The 24181-nt window shown below is 40.0% G+C and carries 24 protein-coding genes; 15 read left to right on the top strand and 9 right to left on the bottom strand.

Translation table 11 applies throughout. From position 1 onward, the window contains the following. Positions 1-15 precede the first annotated feature (15 nt). From N8A89_RS08340 to N8A89_RS08355, 4 genes are read left to right on the top strand one after another with little or no spacing between them, the layout of a single operon-like run. Positions 16-966 (top strand): tetratricopeptide repeat protein, encoded by a 951-nt coding sequence (locus N8A89_RS08340; RefSeq protein WP_289645333.1) that lies wholly within the window; start codon positions 16-18, stop codon positions 964-966. Beyond that, positions 967-1767 carry a lipoprotein insertase outer membrane protein LolB1 gene (gene lolB1, locus N8A89_RS08345; RefSeq protein ID WP_281541851.1) on the top strand — a complete coding sequence of 267 codons (801 nt, stop codon included), beginning with the start codon at positions 967-969 and terminating at the stop codon, positions 1765-1767. Next, on the top strand, positions 1757-2992 hold the full coding sequence (locus tag N8A89_RS08350) for a murein hydrolase activator EnvC family protein (protein ID WP_281541852.1): 1236 nt from the start codon (positions 1757-1759) through the stop codon (positions 2990-2992). Before lolB1 ends, N8A89_RS08350 begins: the two co-directional genes overlap by 11 nt. A gap of 9 nt (positions 2993-3001) precedes the next feature. Further along, positions 3002-3844 carry an aldo/keto reductase gene (locus N8A89_RS08355; RefSeq protein WP_281541853.1) on the top strand — a complete coding sequence of 281 codons (843 nt, stop codon included), beginning with the start codon at positions 3002-3004 and terminating at the stop codon, positions 3842-3844. Here the strand turns inward: N8A89_RS08355 and N8A89_RS08360 are convergent. Both N8A89_RS08360 and N8A89_RS08365 read right to left on the bottom strand, forming a co-directional pair. Continuing rightward, on the bottom strand, positions 3841-4356 hold the full coding sequence (locus N8A89_RS08360) for an acyl-CoA thioesterase (protein ID WP_281541854.1): 516 nt from the start codon (positions 4354-4356) through the stop codon (positions 3841-3843). The two genes, N8A89_RS08355 and N8A89_RS08360, sit on opposite strands and share 4 nt — an antisense overlap. 153 nt (positions 4357-4509) lie before the next feature. Next, entirely contained in the window at positions 4510-5478 is a 969-nt protein-coding gene (locus N8A89_RS08365; protein ID WP_281541855.1) for an HU domain-containing protein, read from the bottom strand. A 105-nt stretch (positions 5479-5583) separates the two neighbouring features. Here N8A89_RS08365 and dprA point away from each other — a divergent pair, with 105 nt between their 5' ends. Then, positions 5584-6687, top strand: a complete 1104-nt coding sequence (gene dprA / locus N8A89_RS08370) for a DNA-processing protein DprA (RefSeq protein ID WP_281543359.1) — start codon at positions 5584-5586, stop codon at positions 6685-6687. 159 nt (positions 6688-6846) lie between these two features. Here the strand turns inward: dprA and trpS are convergent, their stop codons facing one another. Continuing rightward, a complete protein-coding gene (gene trpS / locus N8A89_RS08375) occupies positions 6847-7815 on the bottom strand; it encodes a tryptophan--tRNA ligase (protein ID WP_281541856.1) in 969 nt (322 codons plus the stop codon). A 72-nt stretch (positions 7816-7887) separates the two neighbouring features. On the opposite strand from trpS, the gene N8A89_RS08380 reads away from it, so the two are divergent. Continuing rightward, complete coding sequence (locus N8A89_RS08380; RefSeq protein ID WP_281541857.1) at positions 7888-8631, top strand: lysophospholipid acyltransferase family protein; 744 nt, start codon at positions 7888-7890, stop codon at positions 8629-8631. Here N8A89_RS08380 and N8A89_RS08385 read toward each other — a convergent pair. The 4 genes from N8A89_RS08385 to recA all read right to left on the bottom strand — a co-directional run bounded on the left by N8A89_RS08385 (position 8621) and on the right by recA (position 12282). Further along, positions 8621-10144: an outer membrane beta-barrel protein gene (locus N8A89_RS08385; protein WP_289645337.1), complete on the bottom strand. Its 1524-nt coding sequence runs from the start codon at positions 10142-10144 to the stop codon at positions 8621-8623. The genes N8A89_RS08380 and N8A89_RS08385 overlap by 11 nt on opposite strands. 38 nt (positions 10145-10182) lie before the next feature. Continuing rightward, positions 10183-10749 carry an RNA polymerase sigma factor gene (locus N8A89_RS08390; RefSeq protein WP_281541860.1) on the bottom strand — a complete coding sequence of 189 codons (567 nt, stop codon included), beginning with the start codon at positions 10747-10749 and terminating at the stop codon, positions 10183-10185. A 28-nt stretch (positions 10750-10777) separates the two neighbouring features. Continuing rightward, on the bottom strand, positions 10778-11197 hold the full coding sequence (locus tag N8A89_RS08395) for a hypothetical protein (protein WP_281541861.1): 420 nt from the start codon (positions 11195-11197) through the stop codon (positions 10778-10780). A 77-nt stretch (positions 11198-11274) separates the two neighbouring features. Next, a complete protein-coding gene (gene recA, locus N8A89_RS08400; RefSeq protein WP_281541862.1) occupies positions 11275-12282 on the bottom strand; it encodes a recombinase RecA in 1008 nt (335 codons plus the stop codon). Positions 12283-12760: 478 nt separating this feature from the next. Here recA and trhO point away from each other — a divergent pair, with 478 nt between their 5' ends. The 9 genes from trhO (at position 12761) to N8A89_RS08445 (ending at position 22381) form a co-directional block, all read left to right on the top strand. Next, positions 12761-13792, top strand: a complete 1032-nt coding sequence (gene trhO, locus N8A89_RS08405) for an oxygen-dependent tRNA uridine(34) hydroxylase TrhO (protein WP_281541863.1) — start codon at positions 12761-12763, stop codon at positions 13790-13792. Positions 13793-14036: 244 nt separating this feature from the next. Then, complete coding sequence (locus tag N8A89_RS08410; protein ID WP_281541864.1) at positions 14037-15212, top strand: PSP1 domain-containing protein; 1176 nt, start codon at positions 14037-14039, stop codon at positions 15210-15212. Continuing rightward, positions 15205-15690, top strand: a complete 486-nt coding sequence (locus N8A89_RS08415; protein ID WP_289645341.1) for a gliding motility lipoprotein GldH — start codon at positions 15205-15207, stop codon at positions 15688-15690. The genes N8A89_RS08410 and N8A89_RS08415 overlap by 8 nt, the downstream gene beginning before the upstream one ends. 3 nt (positions 15691-15693) lie before the next feature. Further along, a complete protein-coding gene (locus tag N8A89_RS08420; protein WP_281541865.1) occupies positions 15694-18036 on the top strand; it encodes a penicillin-binding protein 1A in 2343 nt (780 codons plus the stop codon). Positions 18037-18154: 118 nt separating this feature from the next. Next, a complete protein-coding gene (locus tag N8A89_RS08425; RefSeq protein WP_289645343.1) occupies positions 18155-18856 on the top strand; it encodes a CoA transferase subunit A in 702 nt (233 codons plus the stop codon). A gap of 2 nt (positions 18857-18858) precedes the next feature. Continuing rightward, complete coding sequence (locus N8A89_RS08430) at positions 18859-19515, top strand: CoA transferase subunit B (RefSeq protein ID WP_281541866.1); 657 nt, start codon at positions 18859-18861, stop codon at positions 19513-19515. Between the two features lie 586 nt (positions 19516-20101). Next, entirely contained in the window at positions 20102-20470 is a 369-nt protein-coding gene (locus N8A89_RS08435; protein WP_281541867.1) for a hypothetical protein, read from the top strand. Positions 20471-20676: 206 nt separating this feature from the next. Beyond that, positions 20677-21204 carry a GNAT family N-acetyltransferase gene (locus tag N8A89_RS08440; RefSeq protein ID WP_281541868.1) on the top strand — a complete coding sequence of 176 codons (528 nt, stop codon included), beginning with the start codon at positions 20677-20679 and terminating at the stop codon, positions 21202-21204. A gap of 22 nt (positions 21205-21226) precedes the next feature. After that, on the top strand, positions 21227-22381 hold the full coding sequence (locus N8A89_RS08445) for a serine hydrolase domain-containing protein (protein WP_281541869.1): 1155 nt from the start codon (positions 21227-21229) through the stop codon (positions 22379-22381). Here N8A89_RS08445 and N8A89_RS08450 read toward each other — a convergent pair. Next, positions 22378-23535 (bottom strand): methionine aminotransferase, encoded by a 1158-nt coding sequence (locus N8A89_RS08450; RefSeq protein WP_281541870.1) that lies wholly within the window; start codon positions 23533-23535, stop codon positions 22378-22380. The genes N8A89_RS08445 and N8A89_RS08450 overlap by 4 nt on opposite strands. 88 nt (positions 23536-23623) lie before the next feature. After that, a complete protein-coding gene (locus tag N8A89_RS08455; RefSeq protein ID WP_281541871.1) occupies positions 23624-24169 on the bottom strand; it encodes a type 1 glutamine amidotransferase domain-containing protein in 546 nt (181 codons plus the stop codon). Positions 24170-24181: the final 12 nt, after the last annotated feature.

Genomic DNA, 24181 nt, shown 5'->3' on the forward strand with positions numbered 1-24181 from the left:
ATTATTGAAGCTAAAATGAAAGAATTAAGCTTTCTTACTTATTTTTTGTTTCTGGGAATATTTTTTGTCCCAAGCCTCTTTTATGCCCAAGAGGAACAAGAAATTAGAGTAGAAGAAAGTGCCGAAGTATTTCTGGAGGATTATTCGGATGAATTTCAGGAGAATTTTTTTGAAGGCCTAAAACAGAAGGGAATCCAAAATTACGATAAGGCCATAAACTACCTATTGGAATGCAAACGATTGGAACCGAATAACGTGGTAGTGGCCCATGAACTTGCAAAAACCTATTTCTTGGACAAAAAGTATATTCAATCCCAAGAATATGCGATGGAGGCAGTCTCCTCGGACCCTGAAAACTATTGGTATTTAAACACTTTAATTACAAATACCGCAGATCAAGGAATCTCAAAGGACAGTTTTAAAGACAGGATACCGTGGGATAATGAGATTTTACAAAAAAACCTGGCCACGATTTATTTTAAGAATGGAAAATTAGAGGAGGCGTTAAAAACGTTAAAAGACCTTGGGAACAGGGATTCTAACAAGCATTTGGCACAAAAAATAACGGACTCCATCGCAAAAAGAGAAGCGGAAAAAGAAAGCAATCTGTCGCCAGTAGTAACGAACGCAGAGAATACCGTGGTAACAAATGACTTAGAGGAATATAAAAGTAAAATTTCAAGTCTATTGTTAAATGGCGATATGAGTTCATTGTTGAGCATAACCGAAGAGGCTTTGGAGAATTATCCATCACAACCCTATTTTTATTATGCTAATGGATATGCTTTGAATAAATTAGGAGATTACAAGGATGCCATTGAGGTTCTGGAGACCGCTTTGGATTATCTGATTGATGATGTCGCTTTGGCCAACAAAATTTACAAAGAGCTATCGGATGCCTACAATGCTTTAGACAACCCGTCCAAGGCGAATATGTATTTTAGTAAAATTAAACCCGGATTTTAAATGACCTTACGAAAACATTGGCCAGTACTTAAGCCCGTTTTTCTCAGCATAATGGCTTTATTGGTTTTTTCCTGTAAAAGTGCGAAAGTAATTTCTGATGGCACGGTGGATAGCCGACTCTCATCAAAAGCGGTAATAAAATCACATTACCAACAGGCTACGGATTTCAAGACCTTAAGCGGTAGGATTAAAATAGATTATTCAGACGGTGAGGACTCCCAAGGTTTTACCGTAAGCCTACGTATGCAAAAGGATAAGGCCATTTGGATAAGCGCTCCTTTAGGAATCGTAAAAGCTTATATAACGCCGAGCCGTGTTTCCTTTTATAATAAAATGGAAAATCAATATTTTGATGGGGATTTTTCGTATTTGAGTGATTTATTGGGAACAGAGGTAGATTTTGATGTGTTGCAAAACCTCCTTATGGGTCAAGCTATTGTGGATCTGAGAAATGAAAAATACATAATTTCAATTTCCGACGATACCTACAGACTGGTGCCAAAAAATCCTGGAGTACTATTTAAATCGCTCTTTCAAATAGAGCCCAAGAATTTTAAAATGGCCGTACAGCAGTTGTCACAGCCGTTAAAGAAACGCTTTTTACAAATTAGATATAATAATTATCAAAGTATTGAACAGCGTGTGCTGCCCAATGAGATTCGAATTCTGGCCCAACAGGAAGAGACGGAAAACGAAATCATGCTAGAATTTAGAAACTTGGAGCTCAATAAATCGGTTAATTTTCCATATAAAATACCGAAAGGTTTTAAAGAGTTAGTTTTGAACAAAGATGATTTATAAACGTTTGAAAAGGGTATTGCTTTTTTTGGTTCTGGCCTTAATGGTTCAGCTTTCTTTTGGCCAAACAGAGGAACAGAAAGCGCTGGAGGAAAAAAGGGAACAACTTCAGAATGAAATAAGGGATATCAACCGATTATTATTCGCTGAAAAGAAGGAGAAAGGCAATGTTTTGGACCAAATGGAAGCGTTGGACAAAAAAATTACGGTACGCCAACAATTGATACGGGTCACTAATCAACAATCCAATTTACTTAATAGGCAAATCAATACCAATATTCGAAATATTGCGAAGTTGAGGGACGAGCTGGAAGAAATAAAGGAAGAGTACGCTACAATGATCCAACGGTCCTACCAAAATAAATCCAAACAGAATAGATTGATGTTTTTATTGTCCTCCGAAAGTTTTTACCAAGCTTTTAAGAGGCTACATTATATGAAGCAGTACACGGATTATAGAAAGGAGCAAGGGAATAAGATTTTAGCTAAAACGGAAGAACTGGGGCGATTGAATAGCGATCTCAACGAGGAGCGTAAAGTAAAGGAAGTATTGCTAAGACAAAATCGTAAAGCAAAGGACGAATTGTTTGCGGAAATTCAGTCGCAAAAAGCTCTTTTGGGAACAATCCGTAAGAACGAAAGCAAATATGCCAGTGCCATTGAAGAGAAAAAACGGGAAGCACGCAAAATCGATCAGCAAATTGAACGATTGATACGCAATGCCATCGCTGCCTCCAATAAGAAAACCGGCACAACGGTCACCGCAAAAAACTCAAGTAAATTTGTATTGACCCCGGAGGCAACCATTGTAGCCAACAATTTTTCTTCCAATAAGGGGAAGCTGATTTGGCCTGTGGAAAAGGGCATTAAAAGTCAAGGATTTGGCATTTACAACGATGCCGTCTATCCAGGAATTAAGCACCAGAGTAACGGCGTAATTATTGCTACGGAAGAAGGGGCCAGGGCAAGGTCTATTTTTGAAGGTGAGGTCATCGCTATTTTAGCTGTACCGGGAGGAAACAAAGGAGTGCAGATTAAGCACGGTAATTTCATAAGCACGTATTATAATTTGTCGGAACTATTTGTAAAAAAGGGAGATAAGGTAAGTGCCAAAGAGGAATTAGGTATAGTTTATACCAATCGGTCTAACGGACAGACCCGTTTAAAATTCTATTTGTACCAAGACACCTCTAAATTGAATCCAGAGGAATGGGTTTATCAACTTTAATCTGAAAGAATGGAGCATAAAAAGATTACGGATATTGGTGGAAGTTTTAAGCTACATAATGGCGTTAAAATGCCCTATTTAGGTTTAGGAACCTATCAAGCAGATAATGACCAAGAAGTGATTGATTCCGTTAAGGATGCCTTGGAAATTGGATACAGGCACATAGATACCGCATCGGTTTATGAAAATGAGGCGGGAGTGGGTCAGGGTATTAAGGAGAGCCCGGTGGCCCGAGAGGATATTTTCGTAGTGAGTAAAGTTTGGAACTCGGAGCAGGGTTATGATTCCACTTTGCAATCCTTTGAGGATAGTCTAGAACGACTGCAATTGGATTATTTGGATTTGTTTTTGATTCATTGGCCAGTGAAAGGAAAGTATAAGGAAACTTGGAGAGCCCTGGAGTATTTATATGACCAGAAAAAGGTCAGGGCCATTGGTGTCAGTAATTTTCTTCAACATCATTTGGAAGATTTACTAACGGATTGTAATGTAATCCCCATGGTGAACCAAATGGAGTTCCATCCTTACGTGGTGCAGCAGGATTTAATCGATTTTTGCAATAAAAATACCATTCAGTATGAAGCTTGGTCACCTTTTATGCAGGGCAAGGTGTTCGATTTAGATATATGTAAGGAACTATCCAAAAAGTACAATAAATCTGTAGCTCAAATTATTCTCCGATGGAATTTGCAAAAAGGAGTGGTAACCATTCCAAAGTCTGTACATAGTAATCGCATTGCTACTAATGCGGATATCTTTGATTTTGAACTATCCAACGGAGATGTGGCCTATTTGGATAGTTTGGATAGAGGGGAACGTATTGGGGCGCATCCGGACCATTTTGATTTTTAATTACCCGTAAATAAAGCTTTTAGTTCCGTAGCGTCGTTAGGCTTCATTTTGCCGGCTAGCACCAGACTCAATTGTTTTCTCCGTAGTGCTCCGGCATAGCGCTCTTCTTCCAACTTGGTCTCCGGTTTCAGTTTTGGCACTTCCGTTGGTTTTCCAGTCTCATCTACCGCTACAAAAGTATAAATGGCCTCGTTTGCCTTCGTCCGCTCTCCACTAAAGCGATCTTCCATCCAAACATCGATATATACCTCCATTGAGGTCTTAAACGACCTTGACACGGCAGCCTCAACGGTTACGACGCTTCCTAGGGGAACTGCCCTGTTAAATGCTACGTGATTTACCGATGCAGTGACGGTAATCCTGCGGCTATGCCTTCTGGCTGCAATACTGGCAGCCCGATCCATGCGCGCCAATAATTCTCCCCCGAATAAATTGTTCAAAGGGTTGGTCTCGCTTGGGAGCACCATATCGGTCATTGTTGTTCTTGAGTCTGAAGGTACTTTTGTTTGCATCAAAGATTATTTTGCGTAAAGATACACGTCAAAAAAAAGATAATGGGGGTGAAAAAGGCTTATTTGGATATAATCCTGAACTATCAAAAATCTAATAATACGACTTTGGGACTCGAATAGGCCTCTTTAGAAGACAGGGCTATATCTAGGTAATTATTTTTCTGAAAGTAACCATGCGTCCGAAGATTGGCTACGTTTGATTTCTCGTAACGCAATTAAGGCATCTTCCGCATTGTCATGCCGATCATAGGTCACCATATGCAAGCCGTAAGCATTGGTGCCATAATATGCCGCATTATAACCTTGATTTTTCAAGGACTGGATTTTTCGTTCCGCATTTGCCTTAATACGAAAAGCGCCAGCCACAATATGATGTATGCCCGCTCCACGGATAGGGGTTTTAGAAATAGAAATAGAAACGGCATCAACGTTTACCGTGGGAAGTTCTAAAGGCGATGTATCAAAAAAAGTAGCTTCTTGAATCTGTTTGGTTACTTGTTGGTTTGCATCCTGACGGGCAACCTGATTCGTTAGTATGCCATCCTGATAAAGTCGGTATCCGGTCAAGCCCGAAGATAAGGCCAAAAGAAATATAGCGGCGTATTTAAGGTAGGGTCTAAAACGGTTGGAATCACGGCGTTCAGGGCTTATAATGAACGGTATTTTTTCTTCTAATGCAACAACTTCCTCTTTTAGGATTTCCCTGGTCACGGGGACCGTTTTAAACGTTGCTAAACCAAAGGAAGAAGTCAAATAATTTACTTCTTGGGACGGTTGAAATTGAACACTTCCTTCATAATTGGTCCAAAGAAGCCCGATATTTTGAAGGTTTAACTTTTCTCCCTTTCCCAATTTTCTTTTCCATTCCTTCACCACCACTTCGGTTTTCGCAAGGATATTGTCAAATGAATCTTTTTCGGATTCGGCTATGTAAGAAACCAAAAGACCATCATTGGTCGTCAACTGTTCGTTAAAGGCAATGGATTTCGTAGGGGCATAAAAGGTATTTGTGGTATCGTTGATATACGCAGATGCCTTCTGTGTCAAGAATGCGCCAAACCCAGGAACGACCACACAATTGTATCGATATAATAAATCGGCTATATAGTGTTCTAATACCATTGATGGCAAATATTAAAAAAATTCGGGGGCTTAAAAACGAATGCCATAACTTTTTATTAACATTGTAGCCACCCTTTTTTGTGGATAACCATGACCGATTCCCAATTGACTACAGATGAACTCATTGCAACGTTAAGGTTGCAACACGTGCCGAATATCGGGGATGTCCTAGCAAAAAAACTAATTTCACAATGTGGTAGTCCAGCTGCAATTTTTGAGGATAAACGGAATCAGCTTTTAAAAATTGACGGGATAGGAACGCAAACGATTAGAAATCTTTTTGAAAAAGCACATTTGGAAGCTGCCGAATCAGAATATGCCTACATCGCTAAGAATAATATCGAATGGACGTATTTTTTGGATGCCGAATATCCCCATTATTTAAAACACTGTATCGATGGCCCCATACTGCTCTTTAAAAAGGGAAATATTGATTTGGACGGGCGAAAGATTATCAGCGTGGTGGGCACGCGTAATATTACTAGCTATGGCATGGCCTTTTGTGAGGAATTCATTGCGGACATTGCCCCTTTGAACCCCATCATCGTTAGTGGATTTGCGTACGGGGTAGATATCTGTATTCAAAGAGAGGCCGTAAAGCAGGGTTTGCAAACCATCGGTTGTTTGGCCCATGGTCTAAATCAAATATACCCTAAGGTGCACGCTAAATATCAGTCCGATATTTTAAAACATGGTGGTTTTTTTACTGAATTCTGGAGCAGTAGTAGTCCAGAACGGGAGAATTTCTTGAAGCGTAACCGAATCATTGCGGGCATGAGCGAAGCCACGGTAGTTGTAGAATCTGCAGAAAAAGGTGGAAGCCTAGTTACCGCAGATATCGCTAACAGTTATAATCGGGATGTTTTTGCCGTCCCGGGGCGAAGTACGGACAAGTATAGTTTGGGCTGTAATAATTTAATCAAGCAGCAAAAAGCCCATATGTTGACATCGGCTGCAGATTTAATTTATCTATTGGATTGGGAACTTGACCAAAAGGAAAGTCCATTGATTCAAAAACAATTGTTTGTGGACTTGAATGATACTGAACAAGCAATTTATACCTATTTGCAAAAAGAAGGAAAGCAATTGTTGGACAGTATAGCCTTAGCTTGTAAGATTCCCATTTTCAAAGCCTCATCCACACTTTTAGGGATGGAAATGAAAGGAGTAATACGGCCTTTGCCCGGAAAATTGTTCGAGGCTATCTAGTATTTTACAAACTAAGTAGATTGTGAAAGGCTTTTTCACAGGGTCACTAATTGGCTAAACGTGTATTTCGTCGAGGTTTTACTTTTTTAAACCCCAAGTTTGGTTAAGTTTAATTGAAACGGAGTAGAAAATACAGACTACTTGGTTTGTTTTCCAAATTCAGTACCCTAATTTCTCCCGCACCCTTTTCAAAACCCCATCGGCTACTTTTTTGGCCTTTTCTGCACCAATGGCGAGTGCGTCGTCTACCTCTTGAAGGTTGTTCATGTAGTATTCAAATTTTTCACGGGGACGTTCGAACTTATTCAAAATAACTTCGTACAAGGCCTGTTTGGCATGACCGTAGCCATAATTGCCTGCTAGATAATTAGCACTCATTTCCTCAATTTCTGGAACCGTGGCAAGTAGCTTAAATAATGCAAAGACGTTATCAGTATTAGGGTCCTTTGGACTTTCCATAGGCGTACTGTCCGTTTGGATGCCCATGATTTGTTTTCGCAGTTGCTTGTCCGTTTGGAAAAGATTGATGAGGTTTCCCTTGCTCTTGCTCATTTTCTCTCCGTCCGTACCGGGAACGTACATGGTTTCTTCTTGCACTTTGGCTTCGGGCAATACAAAGGTCTCCCCTAATTGGGCATGAAAACGGGAAGCTACATCGCGGGTCATTTCCAAATGTTGTAACTGGTCTTTCCCAACAGGAACGATATTGGCGTCGTATAAAAGAATATCGGCCGCCATAAGTATCGGGTAGGTAAAGAGCCCAGCGTTCACATCCTCCAACCGGTCTGATTTGTCCTTAAAGGAATGGGCTAGCGTTAATCGTTGATACGGGAAAAAGCAACTCAAATACCAAGCCAGCTCCGCTACTTGTGGGACATCGCTCTGTCTATAAAACACAGTTTTTTCAATGTCCAGACCAAAAGCTAGCCACGTGGCTGCGGTAGCGTAAGTATTGTTACGCAGTTCCTTACCGTTTTTAATTTGGGTGAGCGAATGCATGTCCGCAATAAAAAGGAACGATTCGTTCTTTGGATTTTGTGCCATCTGTATCGCGGGGATGATAGCCCCAAGAATGTTCCCCAAGTGTGGTGTACCGGTACTTTGAATACCTGTTAAAATTCTAGCCATTTGCTTGCATATCTAAGGAGGCAAAGGTAAAACAAATCCCATTTAATGAGGGCAAATTCCTATTTTTGATTCATGCTAGATATTGCAAAACGTCCCTTCCAACTGCTATATAGGATTTGGTTTTATATTTTGGTGGCGGTTCCTATTTTCATCTTCTTTCCTTTTCTTCTTCTTTCCGTATTAAAAGAAAGCTGGTATCCACAATTCTTTTGGATGGCCAGAAACCTGTGGGCCAAACCGATTCTATATGGAATGGGTTGCCCCCCATCCGTAGAATATGAGCAAGATTTAAGGAAAAATAAGAGTTATATGCTGGTCGCCAATCACACCAGCATGCTAGACATCATGTTGATGCTGTACGTAAGCAAAAACCCATTCGTTTTCGTGGGCAAGAAAGAATTGGTCAATATCCCTGTTTTCGGGTTTTTTTATAAACGTGTCTGCATTATGGTGGACAGGGATAGTACGCAAAGCAGAACGGGGGTTTACAGGCGGGCACAAAAGAGATTGAAACAAGGGTTGAGCATTTGTATATTTCCTGAAGGAGGGGTGCCGGAAGAGGACATAATTTTGGATACTTTTAAGGACGGAGCCTTTAAAATGGCCATAGCGCATAATATACCCGTGGTTCCTATGACTTTTTACGATAATAAAAAGCGATTTCCCTTTACCTTGTTCAAGGGCGGCCCAGGAAAATGTAGGGTAAGGGTTCATGAATTCTTCGAGACCGGAATTTTGGCCGAGGAAGACAAATCTACCCTTAGAGAAGAAGTGCGCACCGTTATCTTAAACGAACTGACCAATACTAGAACTTAAAACTAAGGCCACTGTATACGCCTATGGAATAAGGTCTAAAATTGCCTGCAGTTTCAGAAAAGGTGTTTAACTGATATTTGAAAATGGGTTCTACGTTCAGCTGAATCTTGGAAGAGAATTTGTAGTTCACGCCCAACCCGATGTTAGTACTAAAATTGGTGCTATTTACGTTATTGGCCTCACCCATTTCGGTCGTTAACTCACCCGATGTTAGGGCAACCGAATTGTCCACTAAAAATAGCGAGCTAAACCCACCAATGATATTTACGCCAAATTTTTTGTCCAGTAAAGCATAGTTCAATTCTAAAGGAACTTCTAAATAGCCCAACTGTTGGGACATGATACCCTCTCTCGCCAAATTTTGTGCAGATGCATCTATGGCACTATTAGATACATCCAAATTTCTACTATCACCTGTTTTACTGGTTACCACGAGATTTTTTGAATTGGCCGCATAGTTTATGGAATTAATTTGTCCGTTAGTGGAGGAGGCCAATGAAGACGAAAACTCCACGTCGTTGGTGTTATAGCCGTAATCCACCCTATGGATTCCTGAGCGAATTTTAAGCTTGCTGCTCACCTCATATGCAACGGAAAGACCGTAGCTGAGATTCACGTCCCCGGACTTGGAATTGGGGACAAATATGGAATGTACGGGAGACCCGTCTCCAATAGCATTAAAATACACCGGGGCAATACTCGGTCCGGCGGACCATTTATTGGCAGATTGTTCAGTAACGGCCTTCTCCTCCTGATTTTCTATTTCCTCAAAAATTGACTTTCCTTCGGAACCAATAATAGTTTCCTTTCGTTCTTTAGATTCCGTAGCGGCAATATCATTTTGTTTATTCATAAGGGTTGCAACCGCCTCTTTTTGATCACTTTCCTTATTGAGGCTGTTTTCCGTGAATCTTCTGGGATTCTCATTATTGGATTCTACATCTGTCACCGCTACCTCGGTTTTGTCGATATGACTTTTTACAATATCGATTTCTGACTGAGATTTTGTTTCTTTGGTACTATCCATGCCCTCCTCGGTTACGGCCAGGCCTTTGTCTTCTGCACGTGAACCTTTTTCAACTAGATGGGAGTTTTTTCTCAATTGGTTCGATTTAGCTTCATTCTCCTCTATAGTTTTCTCGGAAGTGTCGACGATTCCCTCGTTATGCTCATTGATATCTGATGTTTTTTCGTCTTCAACGGCCACTTTCACCTCTTCTTGTGAAATTTCTTCGGATGCATCTACTTTGGTAGAATCAAGTACAGTACTATATTTTTCTACATCGGTAATAATGGCGTCATGAGTATCGGTTGCTGCAAAAGGATTAAAGACGATTAATCCAATCAATATTAGCGCTGCGACACCTCCTAATTGCCACCATATGGGAAGCATTCTTTTTTTCTTCTTTTTGTCCAAAGAAGCTTCAATGGAGTTCCAGACTTTTTCGTCCGGCATTTCCTTAAAGTCCGAGAATTTATCTTGGAACAGTTTGTCTAATTTCTTTTTATTCATCTTTAAAGACTTATATGTTTTGTCTATGATTTTTTAATTCATAAATAGTTTCCCACAACAACCATAATCATTCCGATGATGGACTGAGAAACCTTAGTTTCTATTTTTTCCTTTAAAAGAGCTCTTGCCCTAGCAAGATTGGATTTAGAGGTTCCAATGGTGGTTCCTAACAATTCCCCAATTTCCTTATGCGTATACCCGTCTAAAACGTATAGGTTGAAGGTTGTACGATACTTATTGGGCAGCTCCCGTATATACTCCAATAAGGTCTGTAAGCTTATGTCATTATAAATTGAATCTACTGTTATCTCGTCCTCCGTGTTCTCGTGTACAACGTTCAGGGGCTCCTCCTTTCTGTACTTCTGCAGTACGGTATTCACCGTAATCCGCTTCAACCAGCCTTCAAAGGACCCTTTTGATTTATACTGTCCTATTTTTTCATAAATGGTCATATAACTATCGTGTAGATTATCCTCGGCCTCCGTTTTATTACGGGAATACTTTAGACAGACGCCATAGAGTATTGCCGCATATTTTCTATACAGTAGTTCCTGTGCGTTTCTATTGCCTTTTTTGCAATTTTCTATGAGTTCTTCTTGACTCACTTAAGGTCGGTTAAATTAATAAGGTGATTTACTCCAGGGGAACGATCACCTCTAGAAATTGTGCTTCGCCGTTACTGTCTTCACCTTGGAAAAATCTAAAGGTGTAAGGCTCGTTGTAAATTACACTAAAGTTAAAGAATCCCTCCCCTTCTACAATTGCCTGAGTACAGGCTTCATCGTCCGTCCTCACCACGCCTATTGCCACAACGTTCCTTACGGTAGTATCAGCTGTAGTTACGTCCGGGCGTTCAAAGTATGTACAGCCATCCGGCAGAACATAGGTAAAACTAATACGGTAAGTACGATTTAGTTCAAAGGATTCCGGTAATTCGGCAGCAGTAATCTCTAAAGCGGTAAAGTGAAAATTAGGCTCATCATCGTCTATGGAACAACCGCTAAACAGTAACGCTGAACATATAAACAAGAAAATAATAACGTTCCCCTTCATAATAATTCTTTACTTGTTAGATGCAAAGAAAGGGGAAAGGTTGCGTACGAGAAAAAAACAAGGAAGTACTTCTGTTATTATGATTGAAGCGCGTCAATGGCTTCCCTAATCTTTCCTTCCAGTTCTTCAAAAAGTTCGGGATTGTCTAGCAGCAATGCTTTAACGGCATCCCTTCCTTGACCCAGTTTGGTATCGCCATAACTGAACCATGAACCACTTTTCTTAATGATTTCGTATTCCACGCCCAAATCAATGATTTCTCCAACTTTGGAAATACCTTCGCCGTACATGATATCGAATTCGGTCGTACGAAAGGGCGGAGCTACCTTGTTTTTTACAACTTTAACCCGGGTCTTGTTGCCCTTCACATTACCGTCAGTATCTTTTATTTGAGTAGATCTTCTAATATCCAATCGTACGGAAGCATAAAACTTTAGGGCGTTTCCACCTGTCGTCGTTTCTGGATTCCCGAACATGACACCGATTTTCTCCCTTAACTGGTTAATGAATATTACCGTACAGTGGGTTTTACTAATAGAACCTGTAAGCTTTCGTAGCGCTTGCGACATCAAACGTGCGTGCAATCCCATTTTAGAATCACCCATTTCACCTTCAATTTCACTTTTAGGAGTCAATGCTGCTACAGAATCTATGACTACGATATCTATGGCTCCTGAACGGATTAAATTATCCGCAATTTCCAAACCCTGCTCACCGTTATCCGGTTGTGAAATGATGAGGTTATCAATATCCACCCCCAACTTTTCGGCATAGAAACGATCAAAAGCGTGTTCGGCATCTATAAAGGCCGCTATTCCGCCATTTTTTTGAGCTTCGGCTATGGCATGAAGCGTCAAGGTTGTTTTACCGGAGGATTCCGGACCATATATTTCAATAACCCTACCCCTTGGATAGCCACCAACTCCGAGCGCAATATCAAGTCCTAAAGAACCAGAAGGTATAACCTCAACATCAGCGACAACACTGTCTCCCATCTTCATTACGGCACCCTTACCATAGGTCTTGTCCATCTTGTCCAACGTAAGTTTTAGGGCCTTTAATTTTGCGTCTTTTTCCGAGCTCATCTGTTTATCTTTTTTAAAAAATTGCTATTCGCCACAACTTGTGGAGCGGTCGTAAAATCTCCTTACAATTGACCTAATTCTTAAGTGCTTTTCAGAAATTTTACGGAACGCTAAATTAATATTTCTTTTTGGAAAAGAAGAATAATGTATGGTATAACGCAACCCTTTGTAAAAATTAGCATCTATTAAAAAAATAAGATTGGTTAGTGTGTTATAATCTGTTGTTTTTAGTGGCAACAGGCAGCGATGGCTACTTCCTTTTTAAGTATTCTGAAAGAATGCTATGAAGAAGAAAAAATGGAATAGCCGATAAAGAGTCTTGACATATCAAGGCTCTTTTTTTCTACTGTAGCCTACCTTTTTAAAGGTTATGTGCTTCGTGGAAATTAAATAGAAGATGGCCTAAATATGGTGTCCTTATTGATTTTCCCTATTTTTGCACTTACAACAATTCTTTAACTTAAATTATTAGTATAGCATGCAACTGTACAATACCTTAAGTGCTAAAGAAAGAGCGGCCTTAATTGAAGAGGCTGGGAAAGACCGTCTTACCATCTCTTTCTATAAGTATGCACATATCGGCAATACCGAAATCTTTAGAAACCATCTATTCATTCACTGGAACGAACTGGATGTCCTTGGCCGTATTTATGTGGCTCATGAGGGAATAAACGCGCAGTTATCGGTTCCAGCGGATTCATTTAAGGCCTTTAAAACCCACTTGGACAGTATTTCCTTCCTGGAAAATGTGCGTTTGAACATTGCCATAGAGCAGGACAACAAATCCTTTTTAAAATTGAAAGTAAAAATTCGTAACAAGATTGTTTCGGATGGACTAAACGATACCACTTTTGACGTTACCAACAAGGGAACACACGTGGATGCAGAAAAGTTTAATCAACTCATAGACGACCCGGACACGGTCCTGGTAGATATGCGCAACCATTATGAAAGTGAGATAGGACATTTTAAAAATGCGATAACTCCGGATGTTGATACTTTTAGGGACTCACTTGATATCATTGAAAAGGATTTAGCAAACCATAAGGAGGATAAGAAATTGGTCATGTATTGTACGGGTGGTATCCGGTGCGAAAAGGCCAGTGCCTATTACAAACACAAAGGATTTCAACAAGTCTATCAATTGGAAGGGGGCATAATTGAGTATGCAAGGCAGGTAGAAGCTAAAAATCTGGAAAATAAATTCATGGGCAAAAATTTTGTATTTGACCATCGGCGGGGAGAGCGCATAACGGATGATGTTATCGCTCAATGTCATCAATGTGGCGAACCCTGCGACGAACATGTAAATTGTGCAAATGAAGCCTGTCATTTATTGTTTATACAATGCGAATCCTGTGCCGAGAAATTGGATAATTGTTGTTCCATTGCATGTCAGGAAATACACGCTTTACCCTACGAAGAGCAAAAAAAGCTCCGGAAGGGTAAAGTTGTCAGTAACAAGATTTTTAAAAAAGGACGTTCCGAAGTCCTGAAATTTAAAAAGTAGAAGGGTTTCAGTAGCACTTAGTAGAAGTATCCTTACGGCTAGTTGAAAGATAAATAGTATCTCCCAAAGATTGGAAATTTGAAACAGTCCTCTACATTATCATCAAGCTTTTTACATGTTGATGGAATTCGCATACCGTCAACTTACCTTTACATCGCACTAAAAAATTAGTATCTTTACCTTTAAGTTTTTATGAACCTTTTTCCGATAAAATTAAATTTTTTTCGGAGTCAATATATAACATATGGGTTGTAGTAGTTGTTCTACCAGTAAAGGTGGACAACCAAAGGGATGCAAGAATAACGGCACTTGCGGTACAGATGGTTGCAATAAATTAACAGTTTTTGATTGGCTTTCCAACATGGCGCCTCCCAACGGGGAAAAGCTTTTTGAATTTGTTGAGGTCCGTTTTAAAAATAGCAGAAAAGAATTCTTCAAAAACACAGAAAACCTTTCACTTTCCATTGGGGATGTTGTTGCCACGGAAGCACAATCGGGACATGATATAGGCATGGTAACGCTTGTGGGCGAACTCGTCCGAGTACAAATGAAGCGAAAAAAAGTAGATTTTAAGGCCGCCGATTTTCCTAAAGTTTACAGAAAAGCTTCCCAAAAGGATATAGATGTTTGGCAAAAATGCCGGAATAGGGAAGAGGAAATAAAAAAACGCGCTAGGGAGATTGCAATTATCTTGAAATTACAGATGAAGATTTCCGATGTTGAGTTTCAAGGAGATGGCTCTAAAGCTACCTTCTACTATACGGCAGAGGAGCGCGTAGACTTTAGGCAGCTCATAAAGGACATGGCGAAGGCCTTTGGTATCCGTATAGAGATGCGTCAAATCGGATACCGACAGGAAGCCCAGCGCTTGGGCGGAATCGGGTCTTGCGGAAGGGAACTTTGTTGCTCTACGTGGTTAACGGATTTTAGGTCCGTAAGCACATCGGCGGCTAGATACCAGCAACTTTCGTTAAATCCGCAAAAATTGGCCGGGCAATGTGGTAAACTTAAATGTTGCCTCAATTATGAGCTAGATGTCTACCTTGACGCTCTAAAGGATTTTCCACCACAGGACACCAAATTATTCACGGAGAAAGGTCTTGCTTTCTGCCAAAAAACGGACATTTTTAAGGAAATGTTATGGTTTTCGTATAAAGATGAACCCAGCAATTGGCATGTTCTTTCGAAAGATCAAGTAAATGAAATTTTGGCAATGAACAAAAAGAAGGAAAAGGTTGCCAGCTTGGAAATGTACGCTTTGGAGAACCCTGTGGAGGAAAAGGTTGTTTTTGAAAATGTTGTTGGTCAGGACAGTCTTACACGATTTGACCAACCCAAACGCAAGAAGAGCAATAGGAACAAGAACAGAAACAGACGGAAAAATTCCAATAACAAAAGGAGGAACCAAAAGAATGCGTAACACGGCATATATTATAGCACTACTCTTAGGGTTGTCATCATGTAAGACAGATATCGTTAATACGAAATACCAAACACTTAGTGGCGGGATATGGAGCAAGGAGGATACGCTGCGATTTACTTTTCAGGAATTGGATACCGTACAGCAATATGACGTATTTATCAACGTTAGAAATGATGATAATTACCCTTTTAGCAATCTTTTTTTAATTACTTCCCTCACTACCCCGAAGGGAGAGGTACTGCAAGATACCTTAGAGTACAATATGGCACTATCAGATGGTACTTGGTTGGGTCGCGGAAATGGCAGTATTAAGGAAAACAAGCTCTGGTACAAAGAAAACATCGTTTTTCCATCGTCCGGCGTATATACATTAGAGGTAATGCATGCTATGCGTAAAAACGGTAACGTTTCCGGGATTGTAGGTCTGGAAGGTATTACGGATGTAGGAATAGAAATAACAAAAAGTACCCCTTAGAATATGGCAAAAGCGGTTAAGAAAAAGGAATCTACTGGATTTTTCAAATACATTAAGTGGTTTTGGATATTATTTGTATCCGGTATCGTCTTTGTGGCGTTGATTTTCCTGTCGGCGTCTTGGGGTCTTTTTGGAGAGCTCCCTCCATATGAATATCTGGAAAATCCCCAGACCAACCTGGCCTCTGAAATCTTGTCCTCGGATGGGCAGACCTTAGGTAAGTTCTATTTGGATGATAATCGCACCAACCTAAAGTATGATGACCTTCCAGAAAACCTGGTCAATACATTAATTGCAAGTGAAGATATACGTTTTCAAGAGCACTCGGGAATAGACGCCAGAGGTACGCTAAGAGCTGCTTTCTTTTTGGGAAAAAGAGGGGGAGCTAGTACCATTTCACAGCAATTGGCGAGGCAACTCTTTGTTGGAGTAAGGTCCAGGAATAAATTTGAGACGTTTAAACAAAAGGTCAAGGAATGGGTTTTGGCGATTAGATTGGAACGCAGCTATACCAAAGAGGAAATCATCAGTATGTACCTGAACATTTATGATTTTGGCAACAATGCGGACGGTATACGTTCTGCTGCTCGTATTTATTTTGGCAAGGAACCCATGGAGTTAAAAATTGAGGAATCGGCCATGCTGATAGGGATGCTTCAAAACTCTTCATTATATAATCCACTGCGTCGGGAGGAGCTGACAAAGAATAAAAGAAATATCGTGCTTGGACAATTGGCACGATACGATTATATCACGGAACAGGAAAAGGATTCGCTACAGGCCTTAAAAATGGATATCAATTTTAACCCTGAAAACCATAGGGAAGGATTGGCAACCTACTTTAGAATGTACTTACAGCGCTACATGAACGATTGGATAAGTAAGAATCCAAAACCTGCCTTGGAAGGCGAACGTGATCGTTGGAACCTTTACCTAGACGGATTAAGAATCTACACAACGATTGATTCCCGCATGCAAAAAAATGCCGAGGAAGCGGTAAGTGAACATATGAAGCGACTCCAAGCCGAATTCTTTGTTCAGAACACCCCTGAGCGTAATAGAACAGCACCTTTTTTAGACGTTCCGCAGGAGGAAATTGATAAAATAATGGAAAGGGCCATGAAAAGATCGGAACGGTGGAGGATTATGAAGGAGAAAGGTAGTTCTGAAGAGGAAATACGTGAATCCTTTACAAAAAAGACCGAAATGACGGTCTTTGATTGGAAGAGTGATACCAAAGAAAAGGATACCATCATGACACCATTGGATTCCATTAGATACTATAAGACCTTCTTGAGAACCGCAATGATGTCCATGGAGCCTCAGAGCGGACATGTTAAGGCTTGGGTCGGGGGCATTGATTATAAACACTTTCAATATGACAATGTGTTTCAAGGTGCCATACAGGCAGGATCTACCTTTAAGCCATTTGTTTACGCTGCCGCGATTGACCAGCTACGTTTGTCGCCTTGTGAAATGCTGCCAGATACCGAATATTGGATTGAGGCGGGCAAACATGGAAATATGGAGGCTTGGGGTCCAAAAAATTCGGATGGTACCTATTCCGGTAAAAATATGACACTTAAATACGCTTTGGCCAATTCGGTAAACACCGTAACGGCCCAGCTTATAGATAGGGTAGGTCCAAAATCTGTGGTAAACATTACGAACAATCTTGGTTTTTCTAGGGAAATTCCTTCGGTGCCATCTATTGCATTGGGTACGGCGGATGTAAACGTTTATGAAATGGTTGGGGCCTATGGTATGTTTGCCAATGAAGGGGTTTATGTAAAACCGGTCATGGTAACCCGTATAGAGGATAAGAACGGCACAGTACTTTATGAATATGTTCCAGAAACAAAGGATGTGCTAAGCAAGGAAGTTTCCTATGCCATGATAGAATTAATGAAAGGAGTAACACAAAGTGGATCTGGTGCCAGATTACGCCATAGTTTCAATATAAATAACACGGTGTACAAAGAAGTTGTTACAGGTTATCCTTATGAACTTACAAACCCAATTGCTGGGAAAACAGGAACTACTCAAAATAATAGTGATGGTTGGTTTATGGGAATGGTACCAAATTTGGTAACCGGTGTTTGGGTAGGAGGTGAGGACAAACCTATACACTTTAATAGAACCGCCTATGGTCAGGGAGCTTCTATGGCATTGCCCATCTGGGGTTTATATATGAAAAAGAATTATGCTGACGAGGAGTTGGATGTTTCTACGGAAGATTTTGAAAAACCGGAGAACATGTCCATTATAGTAGATTGTGATAAATTCTTTGCGAATCAGCAAAAGGATACCGATATCGAGGAGGATTTAGAGGATTTAGATTTCTAAACACGATTTCAGGACAGAAAGGATTATCAATATAGGACCTCGCACATTGTGGGGTCTTTTTTTAAGATGAAAACGGTTAAAAAACCGTAAATTGGGGAGACAATTATAATGTGGAACTATGATTAAAAAAACAGTAGCTGACGTCAACGAAGCTTTAGAAGGGGTACAGGACGGAATGACATTTATGCTAGGCGGGTTCGGTCTTTGTGGTATACCGGAAAATGCCATTAATGCATTGGTTAAGTTGAATATTAAGGATATAACCTGTATTTCAAATAACGCTGGCGTGGATGATTTTGGCTTGGGCCTTCTATTACAAAAACATCAAATAAAAAAAATGATTTCTTCCTACGTTGGTGAAAACGACGAGTTTGAACGGCAGATGTTGAGCGGGGAACTGGAAGTTGAACTTACCCCCCAAGGTACCCTGGCAGAAAAGTGCAAGGCCGCACAAGGAGGCTTCCCGGCATTTTTTACGCCTGCAGGCTACGGTACAGAGGTTGCCGAAGGAAAAGAGACCAGGGAATTTGATGGCAAAATGTACGTGCTGGAAGAGGCTTTTAAGGCCGATTTCTCTTTTGTAAAGGCTTGGAAAGGTGACGAAGCGGGCAATCTCATTTTTAAGGGAACTGCAAGAAATTTTAATCCGTGTATGTGTGGAGCCGCAAAGATTACGGTAGCTGAGGTAGAAGAACTTGTACCTGCTGGAGAACTGGACCCAAATCAAATCCATGTCCCGGGTATTTTTGTCCAACGCATATTTCAAGGTCAGGATTATGAGAAGAGAATTGAACAAAGAACGGTGAGGGAAAGAAAATAATTATGTTAGATAAAAATGGAATAGCCCAACGAATTGCTAAAGAGGTAAGGGATGGGTATTATGTAAACTTGGGAATAGGTATACCCACTTTGGTTGCTAATTTTGTACGGGATGATATTAGCGTAGAGTTTCAGAGTGAAAACGGAGTGCTAGGCATGGGGCCATTTCCTTTTGAAGGAGAAGAGGATGCCGATATTATAAACGCCGGAAAACAAACCATTACCACGTTGCCGGGAGCATCTTTCTTCGATTCTGCTACGAGCTTCGCGATGATCAGAGGCCAACATGTAGATTTAACCATACTTGGTGCGATGGAAGTATCTGAGGAAGGGGATATTGCTAATTGGAAGATTCCAGGAAAAATGGTCAAGGGAATGGGAGGGGCTATGGATCTGGTAGCATCCGCCGAGAACATTATTGTGGCCATGATGCACACCAACAGGGCAGGGGAGTCTAAACTTTTGAAAAAATGCTCCTTACCGTTGACAGGGGTAAAGTGTGTAAAAAAAATAGTAACGAATTTGGCCGTACTGGAAGTCACCGACGAAGGTTTTTTATTGCTGGAAAGGGCACCTGGGGTAAGTGTCGAACAAATAACGGAGGCAACTGAAGGGAAATTGGTGGTTCCTGGGGATGTGCCGGAAATGATTTTAAATTAGCTTTTGCCGTCAATTTATCGATGAAAGGGGACCGATTGTTTTTTTCACAACATTCTGGAATGGGTTCACAACAATAATTAAATAAGAACTTGCTTTTGATATTATATTTACCATGTAAAAATGAGACACCCCAGATTAACCTAATAAATTAACCCCAATGAACTCCCAAATGAATCACATCGCGCCAGAAGAAAAAGTACAAGTGTATCGAAATGATTTTTTTAGCGGTATTGTACTCTTGACCAAAAAACTATTTATGTTATAGATTTTTTTCAAAAAATTATTTTAAAGAGCAACTTCCCAAGTTGCTCTTTTTTTATGCCCTAATTTTAAGTAATGCATTTTTTTGGAGGATATAGATTTTCAGTACAAAAGGAATTTATATTAGGTAATTGATTAAAAATATTGAAGCACATTACATTTTGTCGATAAAATAATGCTTTTTGTCGGATATTTGACTACATTATAATTGTAAACATCAAAAAAAGGTATTTTCACCACATATTTAAAGATGTAGGAAAATTCTTTCATATATTTGTTGAGTAACCAAAGTGAAACCCAAATCGCTTTTAAAACTTAACCTAAAATGAAGACCTTTTGTAAATGTTTGCTATTGTGCGTTCTTTTTGCTTCTTGTTCAAAAATTGAGATTAATGATGATCCTATTATTGGAATTTGGCACCATACTGTAAAAACAGCTACCAATACCAATAAGTTGGTAGTTGACTCCGAAGAATGGATTTTTAACGATGTATACCTGGGTAGGTTTCACGGATACAAAAACGGAGAGGTTATCTTTCTGACCGATTTTAGCTGGAGCGCAGATAACGGTATCTATAAAGTTTCGTACCCTGGAACCGATTTTCCAGACGATTACGTAAAAATGGAAGAAACAGCCGAAGGAATTATTTTAATGAGAACGGAAGGTAAATTATTTGCTGAAAAACAGGACTAAGGAGATTATAACGAAATACCTACTTCATATGCTTACCAGAAATGGACAATGACAAGACCTTATCGAAGAGCTCACAGCGGATTTGAGAATTTCGAATAAGGCCGTCTTACAACTTGCCAAGAGTTTGTTTATGCTTTGAAAGACTAAAGCGTAGAATTCCCCCATAAGGAGCAAATTTATTTGCTCCTTTTTCTATTTTTAGGCTTATGGAACTTCAATTTAAGAAATGTGAGAATAAGGATATTGAGGAATTGCTATATATTTCTCGGAAAACCTTTATAGATGCTTTTGAAAAGGATAACGACCCAGAGGACTTTAAGACTTATATTGATTTTGCTTTTGACGAAATGAAAATTAAGAGTGAACTTGAAAACCCAAATTCTTCCTTTTATTTTAGTTTTCTAGATAAGGCTTTAGTAGGTTATTTTAAACTGAACGAGAACGATGCCCAGACAGATATTAAAAATAAGAACAATGTGGAATTGGAGCGTATCTACGTTTTAAATGATTTTCAGGGTAGAAAAATTGGTCAAAAGCTCTTACAACATGCAGTAAAACTTGGTGCTGAAAAAGGTAAGGAATATATATGGTTGGGTGTTTGGGAGAAGAACGTGGCTGCTATCCGATTTTATCAGAAATACGGTTTTAAAAAGTTCGGCACCCACCCATACTACATTGGAAACGATAAACAGACCGATTGGTTAATGCGGTACGATTTGAGTAACTTCCAGTAAATTTCACAAATACAATCAATCAATGAAAAACATTGCTCCACTTATCCTTTCACTAGCTTTTCTGACTGCGGTGAGCGCTCAAGAAAATTATTATTTTCCTGAAAGAAATGCGGATTGGTCTCAAAAATCTGCTTCAGATTTTACAATTGATGCAGAGAAACTTAAACAGGCCGTAAGTTTTGCTGAAGCCAATGAATACTCAGGTTCACGAGATTTAAGGATTGCCATTCTAAAAGGATTTGAAAGCGAACCCTTTCATGAAATTCTTGGTCCAACGAAAAAGCGAGGTGGTCCAGCCGGAATGATTTTAAAAAATGGCTACATAGTGGCGCAGTGGGGAGATACCAAACGGGTGGATATGACCTTTAGTGTTACCAAAAGTTTTTTAAGTACAATGGCCGGTCTGGCAGTTGATGAAGGGCTTATTGCAAACTTAGATGATAAGGTAGTGGGTTATATATGGGATGGAAATTTTGCAGGGGCGCACAATTCAAAAATTAGCTGGGAGCACTTATTGCAACAAAATTCCGCTTGGTCCGGTGAACTTTGGGGCGGTAAGGATTGGGCGGATAGACCACCAAAAGAAGGCGGCATTGATGATTGGAAATTTCAGCGGCCTGCGGAGCCGGGAACGGTCATGGAATACAATGATGTACGTGTAAATGTTCTGGCCTATGCACTAACACACTTATGGCGAAAGCCAATGCCAGTTGTCCTGAAAGAAAAAATAATGGATAGGATAGGAGCGTCAACTTCTTGGCGATGGCATGGTTACGACCATGCTTGGACAGAGATAGATGGATTAAAAATGAAGTCTGTTACGGGTGGAGGTCATTCCGGTGCTGGACTCTTTATCAACACGGAGGACATGGCACGGTTTGGTCTATTATTTTTGAACAACGGTAAATGGAAAAATGAGCAACTCATAAGCAAAGAATGGATTGAGATGGCTGTTGAGCCCTCAGTACCCAATAAGAACTACGGATATATGTGGTGGCTAAATAAAAAGGGGAACAGGCATTGGGAAGGTCTCTCGGAGACTATTTATTATGCCGCCGGCTTTGGGGGTAATTTCATTATAGTGGATAAGGAGAACGACATGGTAGTGGTTACCCGGTGGTTAGAACCTAATAAAATTGGGGAGTTTATGACTAAATTGAATGCCGCCCTGAACTAAAGCTTCATAAGAATTTCCAAGGCCTGAACTAAAGTCTCCTCTTTTTTTGCAAAACAAAACCGAAGTACTTTATCATCTCTACGGTTTACGTTAAAGGAAGATATAGGAATACTGGCCAACTTATAATCACTAATCAATCTTTTTGCAAAATTTTCATCGGACTCATCTGTAATTTGGGAATAGTCCAACAACTGAAAATACGTTCCGGCCGAAGGTTCAAATTTAAATCTAGAATTTTCCAATCCCTTTAAGAAAAAATCCCTTTTCTTTTGATAGAAGCTGCTGAGGTTATTATAATGCGCTTCATTTTGCAAGTATTGAGCCATTGCACGTTGTGTCGGGTGGTCTACGCTGAAAACATTAAATTGGTGTACTTTTCGGAATTCCTTCATAAGCGAAGCGGGAGCGGCACAATAGCCTATTTTCCATCCGGTCACGTGAAATGTCTTCCCGAAGGAAGCACAGACGAAACTGCGTGATGCCAAATCCTTGAACCGTGAGGCACTTTGATGTTCACGTCCGTCAAAAATAATATGCTCATAGACTTCGTCGCTTAATAAAATTATGTTGGTACCCTTCAATATTTCCTGAAGCCTCATCATATCCGCTTTGGAAAAAATGCGTCCGCTGGGGTTGTGCGGAGTATTGATGATGACCATTCTGGTCTTTGCTGTAATTAACTGTTGGAAATTTTCCCAGTTAACTTGATAGTTGGGCGCTTTTAGTTGCAAATAGACGGGAATACCACCATTTACCTCAATAGCGGGCTCGTAACAATCGTAAGCAGGTTTTAGCACAATAACTTCATCCGATGGATGCACGAATGCCGTGATTGTTGTATAAATTGCCTGAGTGGCACCAACAGTAACGGTAACCTCTGTCTCTGCGTCATAGGAAGCCCCATGTAAGTTTTCGATTTTTCGAGAGATTACTTCACGTAAACCATAATAGCCAGGCATGGTCGCATATTGGTTATGACCCTGAACCATGGCCTTAGAAACCAGTTCCATAAGCTTTTTGTCCGCTTCAAAATTCGGAAATCCCTGGGATAAATCAAGAGCCTGATGTACTCTAGCGAGATTGCCCACTGTGGTAAAGATGGTTGTACCTACCTTAGGTAATTTGGAGTTGAAATGGATTGGATTATCGGACATTGTTTAAAAATAATAAAAATTGAACCTTATGATGAATAAAAAGAGCCCGACCAAATGGTCAGGCTCTTTCATCGAACTAATTCAAATATTATGCATGTTGTTCTTCATGCTTACCTTCTCTTATCTCCTCAATTAACTTGGAGTTAAAAGCTGGTAAATCATTTGGATTTCTACTGGTTACAAATCCTTCATCTACTACTACCTCTTGGTCTACCCAATTGGCTCCGGCATTGATTAAGTCATCTTTTATGGAGTTGAATGAAGTCAATTTTCTTCCTTTTACAACGTCCGCACTAATCAAAATTTGCGGTGCATGGCATATGGCTGCTACCGGCTTCTTCATTTTAAAGAAATCCCTGACAAATAACAGTGCATCTTCATTTGTTCTCAATTTATCCGGGTTGATTACTCCTCCTGGTAACATTAGCGCATTATATTCTTCCGCTTTGACCTCTTTTAAATTTCTATCTACTTTATAGGAGTTTGACCAATTTCCGTTAGCCCAACCTTTAATTTCTCCGTTCTCTGGGCTTACGATATCTACTTTAAATCCCGCATTTTCCATTGCCTCTTTTGGAGACTTTAATTCACTTTCTTCAAATCCATTTGTTGCTAAAATTGCAATCCTCTTCATTTATTTTTGTTT

Origin of the sequence: Maribacter aestuarii (assembly GCF_027474845.2) — a bacterium.
GTDB lineage: Bacteria > Bacteroidota > Bacteroidia > Flavobacteriales > Flavobacteriaceae > Maribacter > Maribacter aestuarii.

Bases quoted from the DNA above. Each gene is read 5' to 3' on its own strand.
- N8A89_RS08360 (WP_281541854.1), bottom strand. From the start codon at position 4,356: ATGCAAACAAAAGTACCTTCAGACTCAAGAACAACAATGACCGATATG.
- N8A89_RS08340 (WP_289645333.1), top strand. From the start codon at position 16: ATGAAAGAATTAAGCTTTCTTACTTATTTTTTGTTTCTGGGAATATTT.
- N8A89_RS08395 (WP_281541861.1), bottom strand. From the start codon at position 11,197: ATGAAGGGGAACGTTATTATTTTCTTGTTTATATGTTCAGCGTTACTG.
- N8A89_RS08415 (WP_289645341.1), top strand. From the start codon at position 15,205: ATGCGTAACACGGCATATATTATAGCACTACTCTTAGGGTTGTCATCA.
- N8A89_RS08455 (WP_281541871.1), bottom strand. From the start codon at position 24,169: ATGAAGAGGATTGCAATTTTAGCAACAAATGGATTTGAAGAAAGTGAA.
- N8A89_RS08355 (WP_281541853.1), top strand. From the start codon at position 3,002: ATGGAGCATAAAAAGATTACGGATATTGGTGGAAGTTTTAAGCTACAT.
- N8A89_RS08440 (WP_281541868.1), top strand. From the start codon at position 20,677: ATGGAACTTCAATTTAAGAAATGTGAGAATAAGGATATTGAGGAATTG.
- trpS (WP_281541856.1), bottom strand. From the start codon at position 7,815: ATGGCTAGAATTTTAACAGGTATTCAAAGTACCGGTACACCACACTTG.
- N8A89_RS08380 (WP_281541857.1), top strand. From the start codon at position 7,888: ATGCTAGATATTGCAAAACGTCCCTTCCAACTGCTATATAGGATTTGG.
- N8A89_RS08385 (WP_289645337.1), bottom strand. From the start codon at position 10,144: ATGAATAAAAAGAAATTAGACAAACTGTTCCAAGATAAATTCTCGGAC.
- recA (WP_281541862.1), bottom strand. From the start codon at position 12,282: ATGAGCTCGGAAAAAGACGCAAAATTAAAGGCCCTAAAACTTACGTTG.
- N8A89_RS08420 (WP_281541865.1), top strand. From the start codon at position 15,694: ATGGCAAAAGCGGTTAAGAAAAAGGAATCTACTGGATTTTTCAAATAC.
- N8A89_RS08445 (WP_281541869.1), top strand. From the start codon at position 21,227: ATGAAAAACATTGCTCCACTTATCCTTTCACTAGCTTTTCTGACTGCG.
- N8A89_RS08365 (WP_281541855.1), bottom strand. From the start codon at position 5,478: ATGGTATTAGAACACTATATAGCCGATTTATTATATCGATACAATTGT.
- trhO (WP_281541863.1), top strand. From the start codon at position 12,761: ATGCAACTGTACAATACCTTAAGTGCTAAAGAAAGAGCGGCCTTAATT.
- N8A89_RS08430 (WP_281541866.1), top strand. From the start codon at position 18,859: ATGTTAGATAAAAATGGAATAGCCCAACGAATTGCTAAAGAGGTAAGG.
- N8A89_RS08450 (WP_281541870.1), bottom strand. From the start codon at position 23,535: ATGTCCGATAATCCAATCCATTTCAACTCCAAATTACCTAAGGTAGGT.
- lolB1 (WP_281541851.1), top strand. From the start codon at position 967: ATGACCTTACGAAAACATTGGCCAGTACTTAAGCCCGTTTTTCTCAGC.
- N8A89_RS08425 (WP_289645343.1), top strand. From the start codon at position 18,155: ATGATTAAAAAAACAGTAGCTGACGTCAACGAAGCTTTAGAAGGGGTA.
- N8A89_RS08410 (WP_281541864.1), top strand. From the start codon at position 14,037: ATGGGTTGTAGTAGTTGTTCTACCAGTAAAGGTGGACAACCAAAGGGA.
- N8A89_RS08435 (WP_281541867.1), top strand. From the start codon at position 20,102: ATGAAGACCTTTTGTAAATGTTTGCTATTGTGCGTTCTTTTTGCTTCT.
- N8A89_RS08350 (WP_281541852.1), top strand. From the start codon at position 1,757: ATGATTTATAAACGTTTGAAAAGGGTATTGCTTTTTTTGGTTCTGGCC.